General features: G+C 71.4%; 15 protein-coding genes and 2 pseudogenes. 11 read left to right on the top strand and 6 right to left on the bottom strand.

Annotated features, from left to right (window positions below; genetic code table 11):
* Both AB0N81_RS39875 and AB0N81_RS39880 read left to right on the top strand, forming a co-directional pair.
* Positions 1-165 (top strand): annotated as a pseudogene (locus tag AB0N81_RS39875) (glycerol acyltransferase); the annotation flags it as partial.
* A 103-nt stretch (positions 166-268) separates the two neighbouring features.
* Positions 269-517, top strand: a pseudogene (locus tag AB0N81_RS39880) (glycerol acyltransferase); the annotation flags it as partial.
* Between the two features lie 87 nt (positions 518-604).
* Here AB0N81_RS39880 and AB0N81_RS39885 read toward each other — a convergent pair.
* The 3 genes from AB0N81_RS39885 to AB0N81_RS39895 form a co-directional block, all read right to left on the bottom strand.
* Positions 605-1,870: a DUF5667 domain-containing protein gene (locus tag AB0N81_RS39885; protein WP_365367464.1), complete on the bottom strand. Its 1,266-nt coding sequence runs from the start codon at positions 1,868-1,870 to the stop codon at positions 605-607.
* Positions 1,871-2,109: 239 nt separating this feature from the next.
* Complete coding sequence (locus tag AB0N81_RS39890; protein ID WP_365367466.1) at positions 2,110-2,958, bottom strand: ECF subfamily RNA polymerase sigma factor, BldN family; 849 nt, start codon at positions 2,956-2,958, stop codon at positions 2,110-2,112.
* A gap of 300 nt (positions 2,959-3,258) precedes the next feature.
* On the bottom strand, positions 3,259-4,212 hold the full coding sequence (locus AB0N81_RS39895) for an HAD-IB family hydrolase (protein ID WP_365367468.1): 954 nt from the start codon (positions 4,210-4,212) through the stop codon (positions 3,259-3,261).
* Between the two features lie 129 nt (positions 4,213-4,341).
* Here AB0N81_RS39895 and AB0N81_RS39900 point away from each other — a divergent pair, with 129 nt between their 5' ends.
* The 7 genes from AB0N81_RS39900 (at position 4,342) to AB0N81_RS39930 (ending at position 12,215) form a co-directional block, all read left to right on the top strand.
* Positions 4,342-4,641: a glutaredoxin family protein gene (locus AB0N81_RS39900; RefSeq protein ID WP_365367470.1), complete on the top strand. Its 300-nt coding sequence runs from the start codon at positions 4,342-4,344 to the stop codon at positions 4,639-4,641.
* Positions 4,642-4,946: 305 nt separating this feature from the next.
* A complete protein-coding gene (locus AB0N81_RS39905) occupies positions 4,947-5,702 on the top strand; it encodes a redox-sensing transcriptional repressor Rex (protein ID WP_150170720.1) in 756 nt (251 codons plus the stop codon).
* Complete coding sequence (locus tag AB0N81_RS39910; RefSeq protein ID WP_365367472.1) at positions 5,699-7,405, top strand: glutamyl-tRNA reductase; 1,707 nt, start codon at positions 5,699-5,701, stop codon at positions 7,403-7,405. Before AB0N81_RS39905 ends, AB0N81_RS39910 begins: the two co-directional genes overlap by 4 nt.
* On the top strand, positions 7,402-8,361 hold the full coding sequence (hemC, locus tag AB0N81_RS39915; protein ID WP_365367474.1) for a hydroxymethylbilane synthase: 960 nt from the start codon (positions 7,402-7,404) through the stop codon (positions 8,359-8,361). The genes AB0N81_RS39910 and hemC overlap by 4 nt, the downstream gene beginning before the upstream one ends.
* Positions 8,358-10,013, top strand: coding sequence for a uroporphyrinogen-III synthase (locus AB0N81_RS39920; RefSeq protein WP_365367476.1), 1,656 nt, complete (start codon positions 8,358-8,360; stop codon positions 10,011-10,013). The genes hemC and AB0N81_RS39920 overlap by 4 nt, the downstream gene beginning before the upstream one ends.
* A 128-nt stretch (positions 10,014-10,141) precedes the next feature.
* Positions 10,142-11,131 carry a porphobilinogen synthase gene (gene hemB / locus AB0N81_RS39925; protein WP_365367560.1) on the top strand — a complete coding sequence of 330 codons (990 nt, stop codon included), beginning with the start codon at positions 10,142-10,144 and terminating at the stop codon, positions 11,129-11,131.
* A 103-nt stretch (positions 11,132-11,234) separates the two neighbouring features.
* Positions 11,235-12,215, top strand: a complete 981-nt coding sequence (locus AB0N81_RS39930; RefSeq protein ID WP_365367478.1) for a zinc-binding dehydrogenase — start codon at positions 11,235-11,237, stop codon at positions 12,213-12,215.
* Positions 12,216-12,243: 28 nt separating this feature from the next.
* Here the strand turns inward: AB0N81_RS39930 and AB0N81_RS39935 are convergent, their stop codons facing one another.
* The 3 genes from AB0N81_RS39935 to AB0N81_RS39945 all read right to left on the bottom strand — a co-directional run bounded on the left by AB0N81_RS39935 (position 12,244) and on the right by AB0N81_RS39945 (position 14,536).
* Entirely contained in the window at positions 12,244-13,128 is an 885-nt protein-coding gene (locus AB0N81_RS39935) for an NAD(P)-binding domain-containing protein (protein WP_365367480.1), read from the bottom strand.
* A 152-nt stretch (positions 13,129-13,280) separates the two neighbouring features.
* Positions 13,281-13,754 carry a carboxymuconolactone decarboxylase family protein gene (locus AB0N81_RS39940; RefSeq protein WP_365367482.1) on the bottom strand — a complete coding sequence of 158 codons (474 nt, stop codon included), beginning with the start codon at positions 13,752-13,754 and terminating at the stop codon, positions 13,281-13,283.
* A 137-nt stretch (positions 13,755-13,891) separates the two neighbouring features.
* Positions 13,892-14,536, bottom strand: coding sequence for a DUF4232 domain-containing protein (locus tag AB0N81_RS39945; RefSeq protein ID WP_365367484.1), 645 nt, complete (start codon positions 14,534-14,536; stop codon positions 13,892-13,894).
* Positions 14,537-14,716: 180 nt separating this feature from the next.
* Here AB0N81_RS39945 and AB0N81_RS39950 point away from each other — a divergent pair, with 180 nt between their 5' ends.
* Complete coding sequence (locus AB0N81_RS39950; protein ID WP_365367486.1) at positions 14,717-16,018, top strand: helix-turn-helix transcriptional regulator; 1,302 nt, start codon at positions 14,717-14,719, stop codon at positions 16,016-16,018.
* A 113-nt stretch (positions 16,019-16,131) separates the two neighbouring features.
* Positions 16,132-17,349, top strand: coding sequence for a PLP-dependent aminotransferase family protein (locus AB0N81_RS39955; RefSeq protein ID WP_365367488.1), 1,218 nt, complete (start codon positions 16,132-16,134; stop codon positions 17,347-17,349).
* Positions 17,350-17,407 lie beyond the last annotated feature (58 nt).

The raw sequence follows: 17,407 nt of genomic DNA on the forward strand, positions 1-17,407 counted from the left end.
ACGAAGTGGACGATTCAGTTCGGGGAGCCGATCGCGACGGACGGGTATCCGCCGGAGGCGGCGGAGGACCCGATGCTGATGTTCAACCTGACGGATCAGGTGCGCGAGCAGATTCAGCATTCGCTGTACAAGTTGTTGGTGCAGCGGCGGTCGGTGTTCTTTTAGGGGTTGGCTGTTCCGGCCGGGGTGCGGTGGGCCGGCGGACGGAGTCCGGCGCAGCCGTGCGAAGCCCGCGGAGCGGTGCGAGGGCGGCAGTGTGGATGGGCCGGTGGCGCGAGTTCTGGGCATTCCGTACTTCCCGATCACGCCGACGTTTCCGTGGCTCGGGCCTCTGGGTGCGGTGCCGTTGCCGACGAAGTGGACGATTCAGTTCGGGGAGCCGATCGCGACGGACGGGTATCCGCCGGAGGCGGCGGAGGACCCGATGCTGATGTTCAACCTGACGGACCAGGTGCGCGAGCAGATTCAGCATTCGCTGTACAAGCTGTTGGTGCAGCGGCGGTCGGTGTTCTTTTAGGGGCGGGTGTTCTTTTAGGGGTGGGTGCGCGTCAGTGGGGGCGTCCTCCTTGTCGGGAGGGCGCCCCCAGCTGCGTATGCGTGTGAACTACTTCGCGTCCTCGCCCTCGATGCCGAGCTCCGGGAGCTGGAGGCCGGGCAGGAGCGGGGGCAGGGTGACGTCCGGCTTGGCCGGGGTGCTGTGCTGGCCGGGTTTGCTCTTGCCCTCCGAGGGGGCCGGGCTCGTCTTCTTGTCGTCCGGCGGGTCGAGGAGACCACCGGTGGTGCCGCCGATGAGGCCGTCGTCCTCGCGGTCCGACGTGGACGGCTTGGGCTTGCTGTCGCTGCCCGGGCCGCCGCTGTGGGAACTGCCGCCGCCCGACGTTTGGGAGGGACGGCCGTCGGAGCTGTCGGAGGCGCCGGGGCTCTGGGACGTCCGGCCGGTCGTGCCGCCCTTCTCCGGGGGGCGGGGCAGCAGGGAGCGCAGCGGTTCGACCTCTTCGTCTATGGCGTCGAAGACGGAGTTCACCTGCGCGCCCACGTCGCCCAGCTGGACGGGGAGGCGGCCCTGGAGGTCGGTCCACGCCTCGCGGTGCGACCGGGAGAACGCGGACAGCGCCTGGATGGGGCCGAGGGAGCCGTCGCGCTCGTACGCCTCGAGGAGCAGGCGGTGGCCTTCCGTGGCATCGTGCCGCATGCCGGAGAGGGCTCGCCTGACCTCGCCGAGCGACTCGTGGTCGAGGGCGCCGGAACGGCCCCGCTCCATGAGCCTGCGGGCCTCGTTCAGCCGCGTGGAGGCCTGGTCGAGGTAGATCCGGCCACGGTCGCTGTCGTCGTCGGCCAGACCTCGCTTGAAGTCCTCCATGCCGCGCTTGAGGCCGTACAGCGAGTCGCCCGGCAGGGCGTCGTTGCTGGCGGCGGCGACACCGCCGAACGCGCCCGCGGCGACGCCGACGGTGAGGCCGCCCGCCGCGATGCCCTTGGACAGACGGGAGCGCGGACGCAGCTTCCCGAGGGCGCCCGCTCGGTGGGCACCCTTGCGGGATCGCTGCTTCGGCACCGACGGATTACCGCCCTCGAGGAGCATGGCTTCCATCGCGGCCACGAGCTGGGCGCGCTGGACGACCTTGACCTCGGGGTCGAGGGTGGGTTTGGGCAGCGCGTCGAGACCGTCCGCCAGGGCCAGCATGTGGCTCTGCTCGGTCGGCGCGGCGCGGGCCGCGGTGGTTTCGGTGGACTCCACGGGTGCGGCCGCGGGTGCGGATGTGAGCGCGGAGTCCTCGGACTGCTCGGCCGCCGGGGCCTGGTCGGAACGCTCCTCCAGGGCCTGGGCGAAGGCGTTCGCCCGCCGGTGGGCCGATACGTTCGCGATCACTGGCGGCACCTCCTCTCGTCAAGACGGTCGACTCCCCAGGGGGTCCTGAGGGTTGCCATGTCCTGACCATTTCCACACGATCGAGTGAGCGGAGCCAGCCAGGTAGCGACCACAGGGAGCCTGCATCCCGCACAACGAGCGTCGCGGCACTTGGGTTACGGACGGAGGATGATCGGACCGCGACAATTCCGTGGCGACCATCTGGCCGCCACGGAAGGTGAGTTGGGCGCTACGAGGCGCTATCGGGCGTCGTCGGGCAGCAGGCGCGCAAGGGTGCGCACCGCGCGGTACTGAAGGGTTTTGATCGCGCCTTCGTTCTTGCCCATGACGCGCGCGGTCTCGGCGACGGAGAGGCCCTGGAGGAAGCGCAGGGTCACGCATTCCTGCTGCTGGGGGTTGAGGCGGCGGACTGCTTCGAGGAGGGCGGCGTTCGAGAGGGACTCCAGGACGGAGTCCTCGGGGCTGCGTTCGACTTCGTTGGCGTCGAGCATTTCGCCGGTGGTCACTTCGAGGCGGAACCGGCTCGATTTGAAGTGGTCGGCGACCAGGTTGCGGGCGATCGTGACCAGCCAGGCGCCGAAGTCACGGCCCTGCCAGGTGAAGGTGCCGATGCGGCGGAGGGCGCGCAGAAAGGTCTCACTGGTGAGGTCCTCGGCGGTCGCCTTGCCGCCCACGCGGTAGTAGATGTAGCGGTAGACCGTGTCGCTGTACTGGTCGTAGAGACGGCCGAAGGCGTCGGACTCGCCGGCCTGGGCGCGCTCGACGAGATCCATCATGCGGGCGCTGTCGCTGTCCGCGGCGGGACGGCGGGGGGTGGGGGCCGAGGTGGCGGCAGCGGCGCCGGAGCGGGCGCGTCTGCTGACCGCACGCCCGTCTCCCGACCGCCGCCCCTCAAGGATGGCACTACGTGCCGGCACCTCTTCGATGCCGTTCTCCAGGGCGTAGCACAGCCCGGCGGGTGCGGGGACGGCGAGGGCGGGGACGGCGGGGACGGCGTACGCGGTGGGGACGAAGCCGCGCAAGCGGTCGATGACCGTTGCGCGCAGCGTAGCCAGGCCCGAGGCGTCAACCCCGACGTGTGGGTACACGGGACTCCCAGAGGCAGAGCTTCCATCACGTGCAGTGCGGGACCGTTCACCCGTCGTAGCGACGTGTGGGGTCCCTTATGCGTCTGAGGAGAATAACGCTTCGTACAGGCAGCGCTACACCCAGTTGCTCAAATCATCGATTACGTCGCTTCTGTAACCGATTGACGCCCGTTCAAGTGCCGCAGAGTGACCGCTTGTTGATCGAACGGGTTCACATTCCGTGTCGGCCTGAGGCGTGTTGTGGCCGAGTGCTACCGGGGTGACTGGCCGGAGACAGGGCGGGGTAGGACCGACGGATGCTCAGTGGCGGCGGCGGTGCAGCGCCACGGCGGCGGCCGCGCCGCCCGCGAGCGCGCCGACACCGGCGGCGGCCGGGATGCCGACCTTCGCGGCCTTGCGGCCGGTGCGATAGTCCCGCAGACGCCAGTCACGGGCGCGGGCGTGCTTGCGCAGTTTGGCGTCAGGATTGATCGCGTACGGATGCCCGACGAGCGAGAGCATCGGGATGTCGTTGTGCGAATCGCTGTACGCGGCGCAGCGGCCGAGGTCCAGGCCCTCGGCGGCGGCCAGGGCGCGGACGGCCTCGGCCTTCGCGGGGCCGTGCAGGGGCTCGCCGACCAGCTTGCCGGTGTAGACGCCGCCGACGGACTCGGCGACCGTGCCGAGGGCGCCGGTCAGGCCGAGGCGGCGGGCGATGACCGTGGCGATCTCCACCGGAGCCGCGGTGACCAGCCAGACCTTCTGGCCTGCGTCGAGGTGGGCCTGGGCGAGGGCGCGGGTGCCGGGCCAGATGCGCTCGGCCATGTACTCGTCGTAGATCTCCTCGCCGATGGACATCAGCTCGGCGACCCGGTGGCCCTTGACGATGGACAGGGCGCTGTCGCGGGCGTCCTGCATGTGCTCGGGGTCCTCGACGCCGGCGAGCCTGAACCAGGCCTGCTGCCAGGCGAACCGGAAGAGTTCCTGGCGCTCGAAGAACTTCCGCTTGTACAGACCGCGGCCGAAGTGGAAGATCGCGGCGCCCTGCATCACGGTGTTGTCGAGATCGAAGAAGGCGGCGGCCTTGTCGTCGCCGACGACGGGGAACTCCGGCTCCTGCGGGCCGTCGTCGGGCGCGTCCTTCGCGGCGAGGGCGTCGAGCTCCTCCAGCTCCTGGGAGGACTTGCGCGCTGCCTCGGCCGAGGCCTCGCCAGCCAGCACGCTCCGCGCGGTGGCGGAGCGCCTACGGGGGGTGAGCCATCCGAGAGCGGCCATGTCGTGAGCATAGCCAGTCTGTTCGGTGGTCCCGGAGTCGGGAGGATTCGGGCCTGTGAACTCTCCGGGTCCATGCCGTTAATCGGGCCGCGTCCCGCAGACCCCGCCGGGTGGGCCGACGGGGCGAGAATGGGGACCATGAGTCCCATTTTCCGCCGCAGCGGCGGCCGTACGGAGAAGAGGAAGCCGCAGGAGCGGCTGGTCACCCTGATCGGAAAGCCGGGGTGCCATCTGTGCGATGACGCACAGTCGGTGATCGAGAAGGTCTGCGGGGAGCTCGGCACGCCCTGGGAGAAGAAGGACATCACCCGGGACGAGGAGCTGCACCGGGCCTACTGGGAGCAGATTCCGGTGGTTCTCGTGGACGGGGAGCAGCACACCTTCTGGCGCGTGGACGGAGACCGGCTGCGGCGCGAGCTCACGGGTTAGGCCCGTTACCTACTGACCGACCAGTCCAAAGTGCCCGCAAAGTCGATTACGCTTTGGGGCGGTTTTGGTCTCGGGGGCGATGATCGTGAGGAGAGTGTGCGGTTTTGCCCCCTTCAAAAGAGGAACGACGCGGCCCGTGCGCCGGTTCCACGATCGAGCGCCGGGGGCGCGTGACCCCGGTCACGTTGGCCGGGCAAAACGGACACCATCTTTGTGCACGCGTTCACAAAGACATAGCCTGCATTCGACGGGGCGGTCTGGGGACGAGTGACCGCCTGCAGCCCCGCTCTACCCGCAGGAGCACCGTGGCAACTGGCCGAACTCACCGACCGGCGACCCGCAGCCGAGGGATTCCCGAGGCCACCGTCGCCAGGCTTCCGCTGTACCTCCGAGCCCTCACCGCACTGTCGGAGCGCTCGGTGCCCACGGTTTCCTCCGAGGAGCTCGCGGCCGCCGCGGGGGTCAACTCCGCGAAGCTGCGCAAGGACTTCTCGTATCTCGGTTCCTACGGGACGCGCGGCGTCGGCTACGACGTCGAGTATCTCGTCTACCAGATCTCCCGTGAACTCGGGCTCACCCAGGACTGGCCGGTCGTCATCGTCGGCATCGGCAACCTCGGCGCCGCCCTCGCCAATTACGGCGGGTTCGCCTCCCGCGGGTTCCGGGTCGCCGCGCTGATCGACGCCGATCCGGCGATGGCGGGCACGCCCGTCGCCGGCATGCCGGTGCAGCACACGGACGAGCTCGAGAAGATCATCAGCGACAACGGCGTCTCCATCGGCGTCATCTCGACCCCGGCGGGCGCCGCCCAGCAGGTCTGCGAGCGGCTCGTCGCCGCCGGTGTGACCTCCATCCTGAACTTCGCGCCGACCGTCCTGTCCGTGCCGGACGGTGTCGACGTACGCAAGGTCGATCTCTCCATCGAGCTGCAGATCCTCGCCTTCCACGAGCAGCGCAAGGCCGGGGAGGACGCCGCGCCCGAAGGGCCCGTCCCGCCCGTGTCGGCCAAGCAGCAGCGCAAGGGACCCGACGGGGACGTCCCCGCCGTGATGCCGGCATGAGTCTCCTGGTCGTGGGGCTGAGCCATCGCAGCGCCCCGGTGAGCGTCCTGGAGCGCGCCGCGCTGTCCGCGGACGCGCAGGCCAAGCTCCTGCAGGACACCCTCGCCGCCGAGCCCGCCGCCGAGGCGGCCGTGCTCGCCACCTGCAACCGCATCGAGCTCTACGCCGACGTGGACAAGTTCCACGCGGGCGTCGCCGAGCTGTCCACGCTGCTCGCGCAGCACAGCGGCGTCGGCTTGGAGGAGCTCACTCCCTATCTGTACGTCCACTACGAGGACCGTGCCGTCCACCACCTCTTCTCGGTGGCGTGCGGGCTCGACTCGATGGTCGTCGGCGAGGGGCAGATCCTCGGGCAGATCAAGGACGCCCTGGCGCGCTCCCAGGAGCTGCACACCGCGGGCAAGCTCCTCAACGATCTCTTCCAGCAGGCCCTGCGGGTCGGCAAGCGCGCGCACTCCGAGACCGGCATCGACCGGGCCGGGCAGTCGCTGGTGACCTTCGGCCTCGAACAGCTCGCGGTGCGCGAGCCGGTCGACGCCTGGGCGGCGGGCAAGCGCGCCGTGATCATCGGCGCCGGCTCCATGTCCTCGCTGGCCGCGGCGACGCTCGCGCGCGCCGGTGTGGCGGAGATCGTGGTCGCCAACCGCACGCTGGAGCGCGCGGAGCGGCTCGCGGAGATCCTCGGCGACTCCGGCCACGGGGTGCGTGCCCGCGCCGTCCCCATGGACGCCGTGGCGGACGAACTGACACGTGCCGATGTGGCCGTCTCCTGTACAGGGGCGACCGGCCTCGTACTGACCGCCGAGTCCGTCACCGCCGCCGTCGAGGGGCGCGTGCCCCCGGCGGACGGCACGACCGGCGAGGCGCCCGCGCAGGCCGGGAACGGTCCGGCGGGCCAGGGCGCCCGGACGGCCACCGTGGCCGACGAGGGCTGCCCGGTCGACCTGTCCGCACCGCGCGGATTCTCCGTCGCCGGTGAGGAGGCCGTCGCCGGGATGGACGCGGCGGCCCTGGAACAGCACGCGGCCTGGGTGGACAACGCCCCGGCCGAGCGGCGCGAGGACCAGGCCGCGGACCCGCGGGCCGAGGCCGAGGCGATCGCCGCGCTGGCGGCCGCCGCGCGCGTCACGGGCCGCCTCCCCGAGTGGCGCCCGCGCGCGTCGTCGGCCGGCGCGGCCCGCCCGGCCGTGCTCGCCCTCCTCGACCTCGCCATGCCCCGCGACATCGACGCCGCGGCGCACCGCATCCCCGGTGTGCGGCTCGTGGACATCGAGTCGCTGGCGGAGGCCTCCGCCGACGCGCCCATGGCCAACGACGTCGAGCAGGTCCGCGGCATCGTCTCGGACGAGGTCGCCGCCTTCGGCGCAGCCCAGCGGGCCGCGCACATCACGCCGACCGTGGTCGCCCTGCGCACCATGGCCGCCGACGTGGTGGCGGGCGAGATGGCCCGGCTCGAAGGACGCCTGCCGGACCTGGCGGACAAGCAGCGCGCGGAGATCACGCAGACCGTGCGCCGCGTCGTCGACAAGCTGCTGCACGCGCCGACGGTGCGGGTCAAGCAGCTGGCGAGCGAGCCCGGCGGCGCCGGGTACGCGGACGCGCTGCGCACGCTCTTCGACCTCGACCCGCAGACGGTCGCGGCGGTCAGCAGGGCTGACCACATGAACAACGAGAACGACGACCCGAATAGAGGCCGGGCATGACCGAGAGGGCTTATCGGCTCGGGACCAGGCGCAGCAGGCTGGCCATGGCCCAGTCCGGCCAAGTGGCCGAGGCAGTCAAGGAGTTGACGGGGCGGCCCGTCGAGCTGGTGGAGATCACGACGTACGGCGACACCTCGCGCGAGCACCTCGCGCAGATCGGTGGCACCGGCGTCTTCGTCGCGGCGCTGCGCGAGGCGCTGGCCCGCGACGAGGTCGACTTCGCCGTGCATTCGCTGAAGGACCTGCCCACCGCGCAGCCCGCCGAGCTCACCCTCGCGGCCGTGCCGGTGCGCGAGGACCCGCGCGACGCCCTGGTGGCGCGCGACGGGCTGACCTTCACGGAGCTCCCGGCGGGGGCCCGGATCGGCACCGGCTCGCCGCGCCGCATGGCGCAGCTGAACGCCTACGCGCGCAGCCACGGCATGACCATCGAGACCGTGCCGATCCGCGGGAACGTCGACACCCGCATCGGATACGTGCACAAGGGCGAGCTCGACGCCGTCGTGCTCGCCGCCGCCGGACTCAACCGCGTCGGCAGGGCCGACGCGGTGACCGACTTCCTGTCGGTCGACACTGTTCTGCCCGCCCCCGGCCAGGGGGCACTGGCGATCGAGTGTGCCGCGCACAACGCGTCACTCGCCGCCGCGCTCGCGGAGCTCGACGACCCGTACACCCGGGCCGCCGTGACCGCCGAGCGGTCCCTGCTCGCCGCCCTGGAAGCCGGTTGCAGCGCGCCCGTGGGCGCACTGGCCGACCTCTTGGCCGACGGGCAGATTGTCAAGGAAATGCGCCTGCGCGGTGTCGTCGGTACGACCGACGGTTCCACGCTGGTGCAGCTGTCCACCACCGGTCCCGTGCCCGAGACGGAGACCCAAGCCATGGCGCTGGGCCGCGAACTCGCGGTCGAGATGCTTGCCAAGGGCGCGGCCGGTCTGATGGGGGAGCGAGCACTTTGAGCCCCACCTCGAACCTTCCCGGCCTTCCCGCACACGGGCACGTCACCTTCCTCGGTGCCGGACCCGGAGATCCGGGACTGCTGACCCTCCGCGCCGTCGAGGCGCTGGCCCGAGCGGATGTGCTGATCGCCGAGCCTGATGTGCTCGACGTCGTCCGCGTGCATGCCAGGGGAGGTGTGGACACACCCCAGCCGACAGCTGACGACGCGTCAATGACCGCCGACGCGACGCCTTTCCGAGCTGCCGCCAATCTTGTCATGGAGGCCGCGAGGGGCGGCAGGCGGGTCGTGCGTGCGGTGAGCGGCGACCCGGGCCTCGACACGTACGCGGCCGGCGAGATGCTGGCCTGCGCCGCCGAGGGCATCCCCTTCGAAGTCGTGCCGGGCGTCGCGGCCGCCGTCGGTGTGCCGGCGTACGCGGGTGTGCCGCTGCGGGACGCGCAGGGCACCGATGTGCGGTTCATCGACGCGCGGACGGCGTCCGACCGCTGTTGGAGCGAGGTCGGCGCGTCCGACGGGACCGTCGTCGTCTCGGTGGCGCTCGACTCCGTGGCCGCGGCGGCCGGCGAGCTGGTGGCCGCGGGCCGCAAGCCGGACACCCCGATGACCGTGACCGTCGCCGGTACGACGACGCGCCAGCGCACCTGGACCGCGACGCTCGGCACCGTCGCGCAGGTCCTCAAGCAGGCGAAGGTGCTGCCCTCGCCGGAGGGCGGCCGGCCCGTCATAGCCGTGGTCGGCGAGTGCTGCGCCGCCGCCCAGCGCGACCAGCTGTCGTGGTTCGAGTCGAAGCCGCTCTTCGGGTGGCGTGTCCTCGTACCGCGTACGAAGGAACAGGCGGCCTCGCTCTCCGACCAGCTGCGGTCCTACGGCGCCGTGCCGCACGAGGTCCCGACCATCGCGGTCGAGCCGCCGCGCACGCCCCAGCAGATGGAGCGCGCGGTCAAGGGCCTGGTCACCGGCCGTTACGAGTGGATCGCCTTCACGTCCGTCAACGCCGTCAAGGCGGTGCGGGAGAAGTTCGAGGAGTACGGGCTCGACGCGCGTGCCTTCGCCGGGATCAAGGTCGCGGCCGTCGGCGAGCAGACCGCCGCCGCGCTGATCGCCTTCGGTGTGAAGCCGGACCTGGTGCCGAGCGGGGAGCAGTCGGCCGCCGGTCTTCTGGAGGACTGGCCGCCGTACGACCCGGTCTTCGACCCGATCGACCGGGTGTTCCTGCCGCGCGCGGACATCGCCACGGAGACGCTGGTCGCCGGTCTCATCGACCTCGGGTGGGAGGTCGACGACGTCACCGCCTACCGGACGGTGCGGGCGTCGCCGCCGCCGGCGGAGACGCGCGAGGCGATCAAGGGCGGCGGCTTCGACGCGGTGCTCTTCACCTCGTCGTCCACGGTGCGCAATCTCGTCGGGATCGCGGGGAAGCCGCACAACGTGACGGTGATCGCGTGCATCGGGCCCGCCACCGCGAAGACCGCGGAGGAGCACGGGCTGCGGGTGGACGTGATGGCTCCGGAGCCGTCCGTGCACAAGCTGGCCGAGGCCCTGGCGGAGTTCGGTGCGGGTCGGCGGGCCGCCGCGCTGGAGGCGGGGGACCCTGTTACCCGTCCCAGTGAGCGTCGGCCGGGTTCGCGTCGGCGACGCGCGGCACCCTGAAGGTCCGGCACCGTCGATCACCGGCTTCGCCGAGTTCGTCCTCAAACGCCGGACGGGCTGAATATTTCCCCGGCCCCGGCTGAGCATTTACAGCCGGGGCCGGAATCTTTCGTGAGGTGAGAGAGACAGTGACCAAGTACGGATCGTTTCCCGGGGCGCGGCCGCGGCGGCTGCGGACCACTCCCGCCATGCGGCGCATGGTGGCGGAGACGCGGTTGCATCCGGCCGATCTGATCCTGCCCGCGTTCGTGCGGGAAGGGATCAGCGACCCGGTGGAGATCGGGGCCATGCCCGGTGTCTATCAGCACACCCGCGACAGCCTGAAGAAGGCCGCGGTGGAGGCGCTGGAGGCCGGGGTCTCCGGGATCATGCTGTTCGGTGTGCCGGAGGAGTCGAAGAAGGACGCCCTGGGCACGGCGGGCACGGACCCGGACGGCATCCTTCAGGTGGCGCTGCGCGACGTGCGGGCCGAGGTCGGCGACGACCTGCTCGTCATGTCGGACCTGTGCCTCGACGAGACCACCGACCACGGGCACTGCGGTGTCCTCGACTCCGAGGGCCGGGTCGACAACGACGCGACCCTGGAGCGGTACGCGGAGATGGCGCAGGTGCAGGCCGACGCGGGCGCCCACGTGGTGGGCCCCAGCGGCATGATGGATGGTCAGATCGGCGTCATCCGTGACGCGTTGGACCAGGTCGGCCACGAGGACGTGTCCATCCTCGCGTACTCCGTGAAGTACTCCTCGGCCTTCTTCGGCCCCTTCCGTGAGGCCGTCGGCTCCTCGCTCAAGGGCGACCGCAAGACCTACCAGCAGGACCCGGCGAACGCCCGGGAGTCCCTGCGGGAGCTGGCGCTCGACCTCGAAGAGGGCGCCGACATGGTCATGGTGAAGCCCGCGGGCCCCTACCTCGACATCCTGGCGAAGGTCGCCGAGGTGGCCGACGTGCCGGTGGCGGCGTACCAGATCAGTGGCGAGTACTCGATGATCGAGGCCGCCGCCGAGCGGGGCTGGATCGACCGGGACAAGGCGATCATGGAGTCCCTGACGGGCATCAAGCGTGCGGGCGCCAACATGATCCTGACGTACTGGGCGACCGAGGTCGCGCGGCAGCTCTGAGCCCCGCGCGGGGGCCCTCGCGGGCAGCCCTTGACCTCAACCTTGGTTGAAGTCGGAGGGTGGTGTGCATCGACGTTCGTTCCCACGTTCCGAGGAGCACACCATGCGCGCTGTAGTCCTGCACGAGTTCGGCCCCGCCGAGAACCTCCGCAACGAGACCCTGCCCGACCCCGTCGCGGGCCCCGGGCAGGTGCGGATCGCCGTGAAGGCGGCGGGAGTCCACTTCGTCGAGACCGTCATGCGCAGGGGCGAGGCGTCCGGCATGGCGCCGCCGCTGCCCGAACTGCCCGCCGTCTTCGGCGGTGAGGTCGCGGGGACGGTGGAGTCCGTCGGGCCCGACGTCGACCGAGAGTGGCTCGGGCGGCCCGTGGTGGTCTCGCGCTCGGCCCCCGGCGGGTACGCCGAGCTGACGGTCGCCGACGCCGGGAACCTGCACGTCGTGCCGGACGGGCTCGGCTTCGAGGCCGCGGTGACCATGGTGGTGACCGGGGCCACCACCATGGGGCTCCTCGGCGCGGCCCGGCTCCGCCCCGACGACGTGGTGCTCGTGACGTCCGCCGCCGGGGGCGTGGGGCGCCTCGTGGTCCAGTACGCGCACGCCCTCGGGGCGACGGTGATCGGCGCGGCCGGCGGCCCCGCCAAGGTCGAGGCCGTACGTGAGCTCGGCGCCGACATCGCCGTCGACTACAACCGGCCCGGCTGGCAGCACGAGGTCGCCGAGCGGCTCGGCGGCGGGCGGCGCGTCACCGCCGTACTCGACGGGGTGAGCGGTGAGAAGGGTGCGGCGGCCTTCGAGTTGATCGCCGACGGCGGACGGTACGTCGTCATCGGCTGGTCGTCGCAGGAGGCCTTCGAGCCGGGCCCGGAGCTGCTCGCGGAGCGGCGGATCACCTCCACCAACGCGCTGCTCCAGCTGCTCGAGAATCCCGAGGGAGGTCCCGCGCACGAGCGTGAGGCTCTGGAGGCCGCCGCCAAGGGCCAGTTGGTGCCCGCGTTCCAGACGTTCCCCCTGGAGCGGGCCGCCGAGGCGCACGCCGCCCTTGAGCGCCGGGAGACCACGGGGAAGGTGGTGCTGGTCCCCTGAGGGTTCCGGATCTGCCGGGCGCCGGGGATCAGTCCTTCCTGAGCAGGAGGGACATGCGGGAGAAGCCGTCGGCGCCGTGGCCCTGCTCGACGGCGCGGTCCAGGAGGTCCTGGAGCGGCTCGAACAGGTCCGTGCGCAGGCCCTGTTCGGCGAACGCGGCGGTGAAGTTGGGGAACGCCTCGCGGTTCATGGCGAGGTTCGAGACGTCCGTCAGGTGCTGGTCGGTGTCCAGCGCCTCGGCGCCCCCGGGCACGATGCCGTGCGTCATCGCGACGATCCAGTCGGTCAGCAGCGGCGCGAACTCCTGGGCCGGGATGCCCTCGCTGCGGATCAGCGCGAACGCCTGGGCGACGCCCATCGCCATGCCGTACATGCCGGTGAGCAGCGACAGGTCGTACAGCGCGGCGAGGCCAGGGTCCTTGCCGACCCACTTCGTGTCGGCGAGCGCGGCCAGCGTCGGGCGGTGCGTCGTGAAGGCGGTCTCGTCGGTGCCGCTGTAGAGGATGTACGCGCCGGGCGTCGCGATCATCTGCGGCACGGCCATGATGCCGCCGTCGATGTACGTGATGCCGTGCGCGGCCGCCCAGGACGCCAACTCCCGTGCCTGGGCGGGAGTTCCGTTGGTGAGGTTGACGACGGTACGGCCCGCGAGCGCCTCCGCCTCCGGCTCCAGGAGAGTGCGCACGCTGTCGTTGGTCGTGAGGCAGACGATGACCAGGTCGCTCGCGGTGACGGCCGCCCGCGCGGTGTCGGCGGGGGCGGCGCCCTGGGCCACCAGCGGGCCGGTCTTGGACGCCGTGCGGTTCCACACGGTCGTGGGGTGCCCGGCCTCGATCAGGGCGGAGGCGAGGGCAGAGCCCATCAGGCCGAGACCGAGGACGGTGACGGGGGACGTGCTGCCGTTGCTGGGCACGAGGGAGCTCCTTCGAGGGCGTTCCGCCGGGGGTTCCGCCGGGTACGTGTTCGATCCTCGTTCGGCCCCGCCGACCGGACAAGTACCGACTTTTTTGTGCGGTACTCACCAAAAGGTGGGTGGGCCGACCGGAGCTCCCCGTGCCGGTGGTGCTATCCGAACTGGCCGGGCTGGTAGTCGCCCGCGGGCTGCTGGACGATGACGTTCAGCCGGTTGAAGCTGTTGATGAGGGCGATCGCCGTGATCAGGCCGACGAGCTGCTCCTCGTCGTAGTGCTTTGCGGCCTCGGCCCAGACGTCGTCCGAGACCCCGCCGGCCGCGTCGGCGATCCGGGTGCCCTCCTCCGTCAGCGCAAGCGCCGCGCGCTCGGCCTCGGTGAAGACGGTGGCCTCGCGCCAGGTGGCGACCAGGTGCAGACGCGTCGCGGTCTCGCCGGCGGCGACCGCTTCCTTGGTGTGCATGTCGAGGCAGAATCCACAGCCGTTGATCTGGCTCGCGCGAATCCTCACCAGCTCCTGCGTGGCGGTCGGCAGCCCCGTGTCCGAGATGGCCTTGCCCACCGCGGTGAGGTGCTTCAGGGCCTTGCCCGCGGTCGGGCTGGTGAAGACGTTCAAACGGGCTTCCATGATGTGCTCCTATGCCGTCATTCGGTGCCAGGTACTACACAGCTACGACGGACCGGAGCGGCGAAATGTGACACGGGCCTGTGTGACCTGCGTCTCTGTCCCCTCCTCTGCCTTCCTCACCGGTATCCGGCCGCCTCTCACCAGCTCAGGGCGTCCTCCCGCGTCGCCTGCCAGTAGGTGGTCGTGGCCGAGCCGTCGACGTACACGCCGCCCGCGGGGAGCCCGACGGTCACCTCGGGGCCGACGCTCCCGTCCGTCGCCCGGTTGGAGAAGTACAGGCCGAGGCTGTGCGTGGTGCGGCCGTCCGTGCCGCTGCCGTCGCCCGCCGAGGTGGTGACGCCCGCGTACACCGACTCGCCGGGCTGGAGGGTGACGACCGCCTGCGGCATGGAGTCGCGGTTCACGCCGACCGCGGACCGGGCGTCGTCGAAGCGGAGGTAGGGGGCGTTGTAGGCGTGGCAGGGCCTGGTGCCGGTGTTCGTGGCGGTGATCAGGAGGTGGTTCAGGGGGCGGGAGACCTCGGTGACCTTCACCTTCATGGTGTCGCCGGTGCATGTGACGGGCTTCCGGCTGTCCGCGGTGCGCCGGTTGGTGGCGGGATGCGGAACCGTGCTGTGCTTGGCGCTCGTCTGTGCCACGAGTGTCGCCGCACCCTCGTCGCGGGTGCCGGTGCCGTCCGAACAGGCCGTCAGGGAGAGTCCGCTCAGGGCGATTCCGGCGGCCACGACCGCACGGACAGCGAGGGGGAGGCGGGTGCGGGAGCGGGGGCCGGTACGGAACATGGCTGATCCTCTGTGTGGTGTGCCGGAAGCGGCGTGTTTGGATGACCACAGCTTGTGCCGTGGTTCGTCCCGATCGCCACAAGCGCGGGGGAGTTGGGGACGCCGGAACGTTCGTACCGGCTGTGACCTGGGGGAATGACCTCTCCCTGGAACGTCTGAATGGAATGGTGGAGGGCGGAGATGGCGTCTCTCGCGGAGTTGCTGCGGGAGCTCAAGGAGCGGTCCGGGCTCAGTTATGGGGTGCTGGCCAAACGGCTCCACATGAGTACGTCGACGTTGCACCGGTACTGCAACGGGGATGCCGTGCCGACGGAGTTCGCCCCTGTGGAGCGGCTGGCCCGGCTCTGCAAGGCGACCCCCGAAGAGCTCGTCGAGGTCCACAGGCGGTGGATCCTCGCGGACGCGACGCGGGGCCGGAAGGCGGAGCCCGAGCCTGCGCCGGTGCGGGCCCAGCCGGAACCGGACCCGGCGTCGCAGCCCGGGTCGCAGCCCGAACCGGACCAGGTGGTCGTCCTTTCCGAGCGGTCCCCGGCGCGGAAGCGGCGCACCCTCGTGCTCGCGGCCGCCGTCGTCGCCGCGGTCGTCGGGCTCGGCTCCATCGCCCTCGCCATGAACGGCGGCGACGGCGACGGGCACGAGCGGAAGGCCGGGGCCGCCTCCTCCCCGGACCCCGGCGACACCCCGGACACCTCGCCGGGCAAGTCCGATGAAAAGGGCGACAAGGGCGACAAGGGCAAGAACAAGAACGACGACAAGGACAACGGCAAGAACAAGAAGGGCGGCCCCTCCGCCTCGCCCTCCAAGAACGGCGGCCCGTCGCCCGACGCCTCCCGCCACGGCGGCAAGGGCCCCACGTCCGGCGGCGTACAGGGGGACTCCGGCGCTCCGCTGACGGCACGCACCAGGCCGTACGCCTATGACGACCCGTGCCTCCAGGACTTCCTGGTGAACCGCAAGGCCGCGGAGGTGCCGCAGCAGCCCCCGCTCCAGGACGCCGCCAGCTGGGTCGGCGACCTCGGTGCCGTCGCGGCCGGCCGCCAGTACATCGAGGTCACCGTGCAGGGCATGGGCAAGGACACCGTCGTCCTTCAGGACATGAACGTCCGCGTGCAGAGCACCAGCGAGCCGCTGGCCTGGAACAACTTCCAGATGGCGACCGGCTGCGGCGGCAACGTGAACACCAAGTCGTTCGCCGTCGACCTCGACGCGGGGACGCCGGACGCCAAGCCCCGGGCGGGGCAGCGCGACTTCCCGTACAAGGTCAGCGAGAACGACCCGGAGGTCTTCTACATCGTGGCCGACACCGATCTGCACGACGTGCGCTGGTACCTGGAGCTGGAGTGGTCCAGCGGCAAGCGGCACAACACCCTGCGCGTCGACGACCAGGGCAAGCCGTTCCGCACCAGCGGCAAGAAGGGGCGCCCCACCTACGGCTGGCCGCCCGGTTACGACAAGTGGGTCAGGCAGCTGCAGGACGGCTGACCCGGTACGGCCGCGTCCGCATCCCGGAACGGCGTGTGTAGCCCGCACCTACCTGCTTAGGGTGCGGGCAATCGCTCTGCACAAGAGCCGCCACAGCCGAAGGAGCCGACGCCGTGACCGTCACCGAGCCCGCCCGTACCGCAGCCGCCCCCATGCCGCCGCTCGCCGCGCGCGCCGCAGCGGTCGGGGGCTCGCCGGTACGGGACATCCTCGCGGTCACCGCGCGGCCCGAGGTCATCAACTTCGCGGGCGGACTGCCCGCACCCGGCCTCTTCGACCGCGCCGGCATCGCGGCCGCCTTCCGCGCGGTCCTCGAGGAGACCCCCGAGCGCGCGCTCCAGTACGCGACGACCGAGGGCGAGCCGGCGCTGCGTACCGCCATAGCCGCGCGCACGACCGTACGCGGACTGCCGACCGACGCCGACGACGTGCTCGTCACCACCGGATCGCAGCAGGCGCTCTCGCTCCTCGCGACCGCGCTCATCGAGCCCGGCGACACCGTCCTCGTCGAGAACCCCTGCTACCTGGCGGCACTTCAGGCCTTCGCCTTCGCGGGCGCCCGCGTCGTGCCCGTACCCTGCGACTCGTACGGCATCGACCCCGACGCCCTCGACGAACTCGTCGCCCTGCACCGCCCCAAGCTGCTCTACACCGTCCCCACCTTCCAGAACCCCACCGGCCGCACCCTGCCCGCCGACCGCCGCGCGGCGATCGCCCTGGTCGCCGAGCGGCGCGGCCTGTGGATCGTCGAGGACGACCCGTACGGCGAGCTGCGCTTCGAGGGCGAGCGGGCACCGTGGATCGCCACGTACCCCGGCGCCGCCGACCGCACCGTCCTCCTCTCCAGCTTCTCCAAGGTCATGGCGCCCGGCCTGCGCCTCGGCTGGCTGCGCGCGCCCGCCGCGCTGCTGCGCGCCTGCGCCGTCGCCAAGCAGGCCGCCGACCTGCACACGCCGACCGTCAACCAGCTCGCCGCCGCGCGGTACCTGGCCGACCAGGACCTGGACGCGCACGTCGCCCGCGTCGCGGCCGTCTACCGCGACCGCAGGGACGCGATGCTCGCGGGCCTCGCGGACGCCCTCCCGGAGGGGTCCGGCTGGATGCGTCCCGAGGGCGGCATGTTCGTGTGGGCGAAGCTCCCCGACGGACACGACACGACGGAGCTGCTGCGCACGGTCATCACGTACGACGTGGCCTACGTGCCCGGTGCGCCGTTCTACGCGGGCGAACCGGACCGGTCGACCCTGCGCATGTGCTTCGTGACGCAGACCGAGGAGGAGATCGCGGAAGGGCTGCGGCGGCTCGGCCGGGCGCTCGGTGGCGCCCGGTGAAGAGTGAGCGAACTCCAGTGATATCAGGGGCAGTTGTCCGCCCGGGTGCCTAGGGTGA

The organism is Streptomyces sp. NPDC093510, from assembly GCF_040683555.1.
Classification (GTDB): Bacteria; Actinomycetota; Actinomycetes; order Streptomycetales; family Streptomycetaceae; genus Streptomyces.

Coding starts and splice junctions, on each gene's coding strand:
- AB0N81_RS39945 (WP_365367484.1), bottom strand. CDS start 14,536: ATGTTCCGTACCGGCCCCCGCTCCCGCACCCGCCTCCCCCTCGCTGTC.
- AB0N81_RS39910 (WP_365367472.1), top strand. CDS start 5,699: ATGAGTCTCCTGGTCGTGGGGCTGAGCCATCGCAGCGCCCCGGTGAGC.
- AB0N81_RS39940 (WP_365367482.1), bottom strand. CDS start 13,754: ATGGAAGCCCGTTTGAACGTCTTCACCAGCCCGACCGCGGGCAAGGCC.
- AB0N81_RS39930 (WP_365367478.1), top strand. CDS start 11,235: ATGCGCGCTGTAGTCCTGCACGAGTTCGGCCCCGCCGAGAACCTCCGC.
- AB0N81_RS39895 (WP_365367468.1), bottom strand. CDS start 4,212: ATGGCCGCTCTCGGATGGCTCACCCCCCGTAGGCGCTCCGCCACCGCG.
- AB0N81_RS39950 (WP_365367486.1), top strand. CDS start 14,717: ATGGCGTCTCTCGCGGAGTTGCTGCGGGAGCTCAAGGAGCGGTCCGGG.
- hemC (WP_365367474.1), top strand. CDS start 7,402: ATGACCGAGAGGGCTTATCGGCTCGGGACCAGGCGCAGCAGGCTGGCC.
- AB0N81_RS39900 (WP_365367470.1), top strand. CDS start 4,342: ATGGGGACCATGAGTCCCATTTTCCGCCGCAGCGGCGGCCGTACGGAG.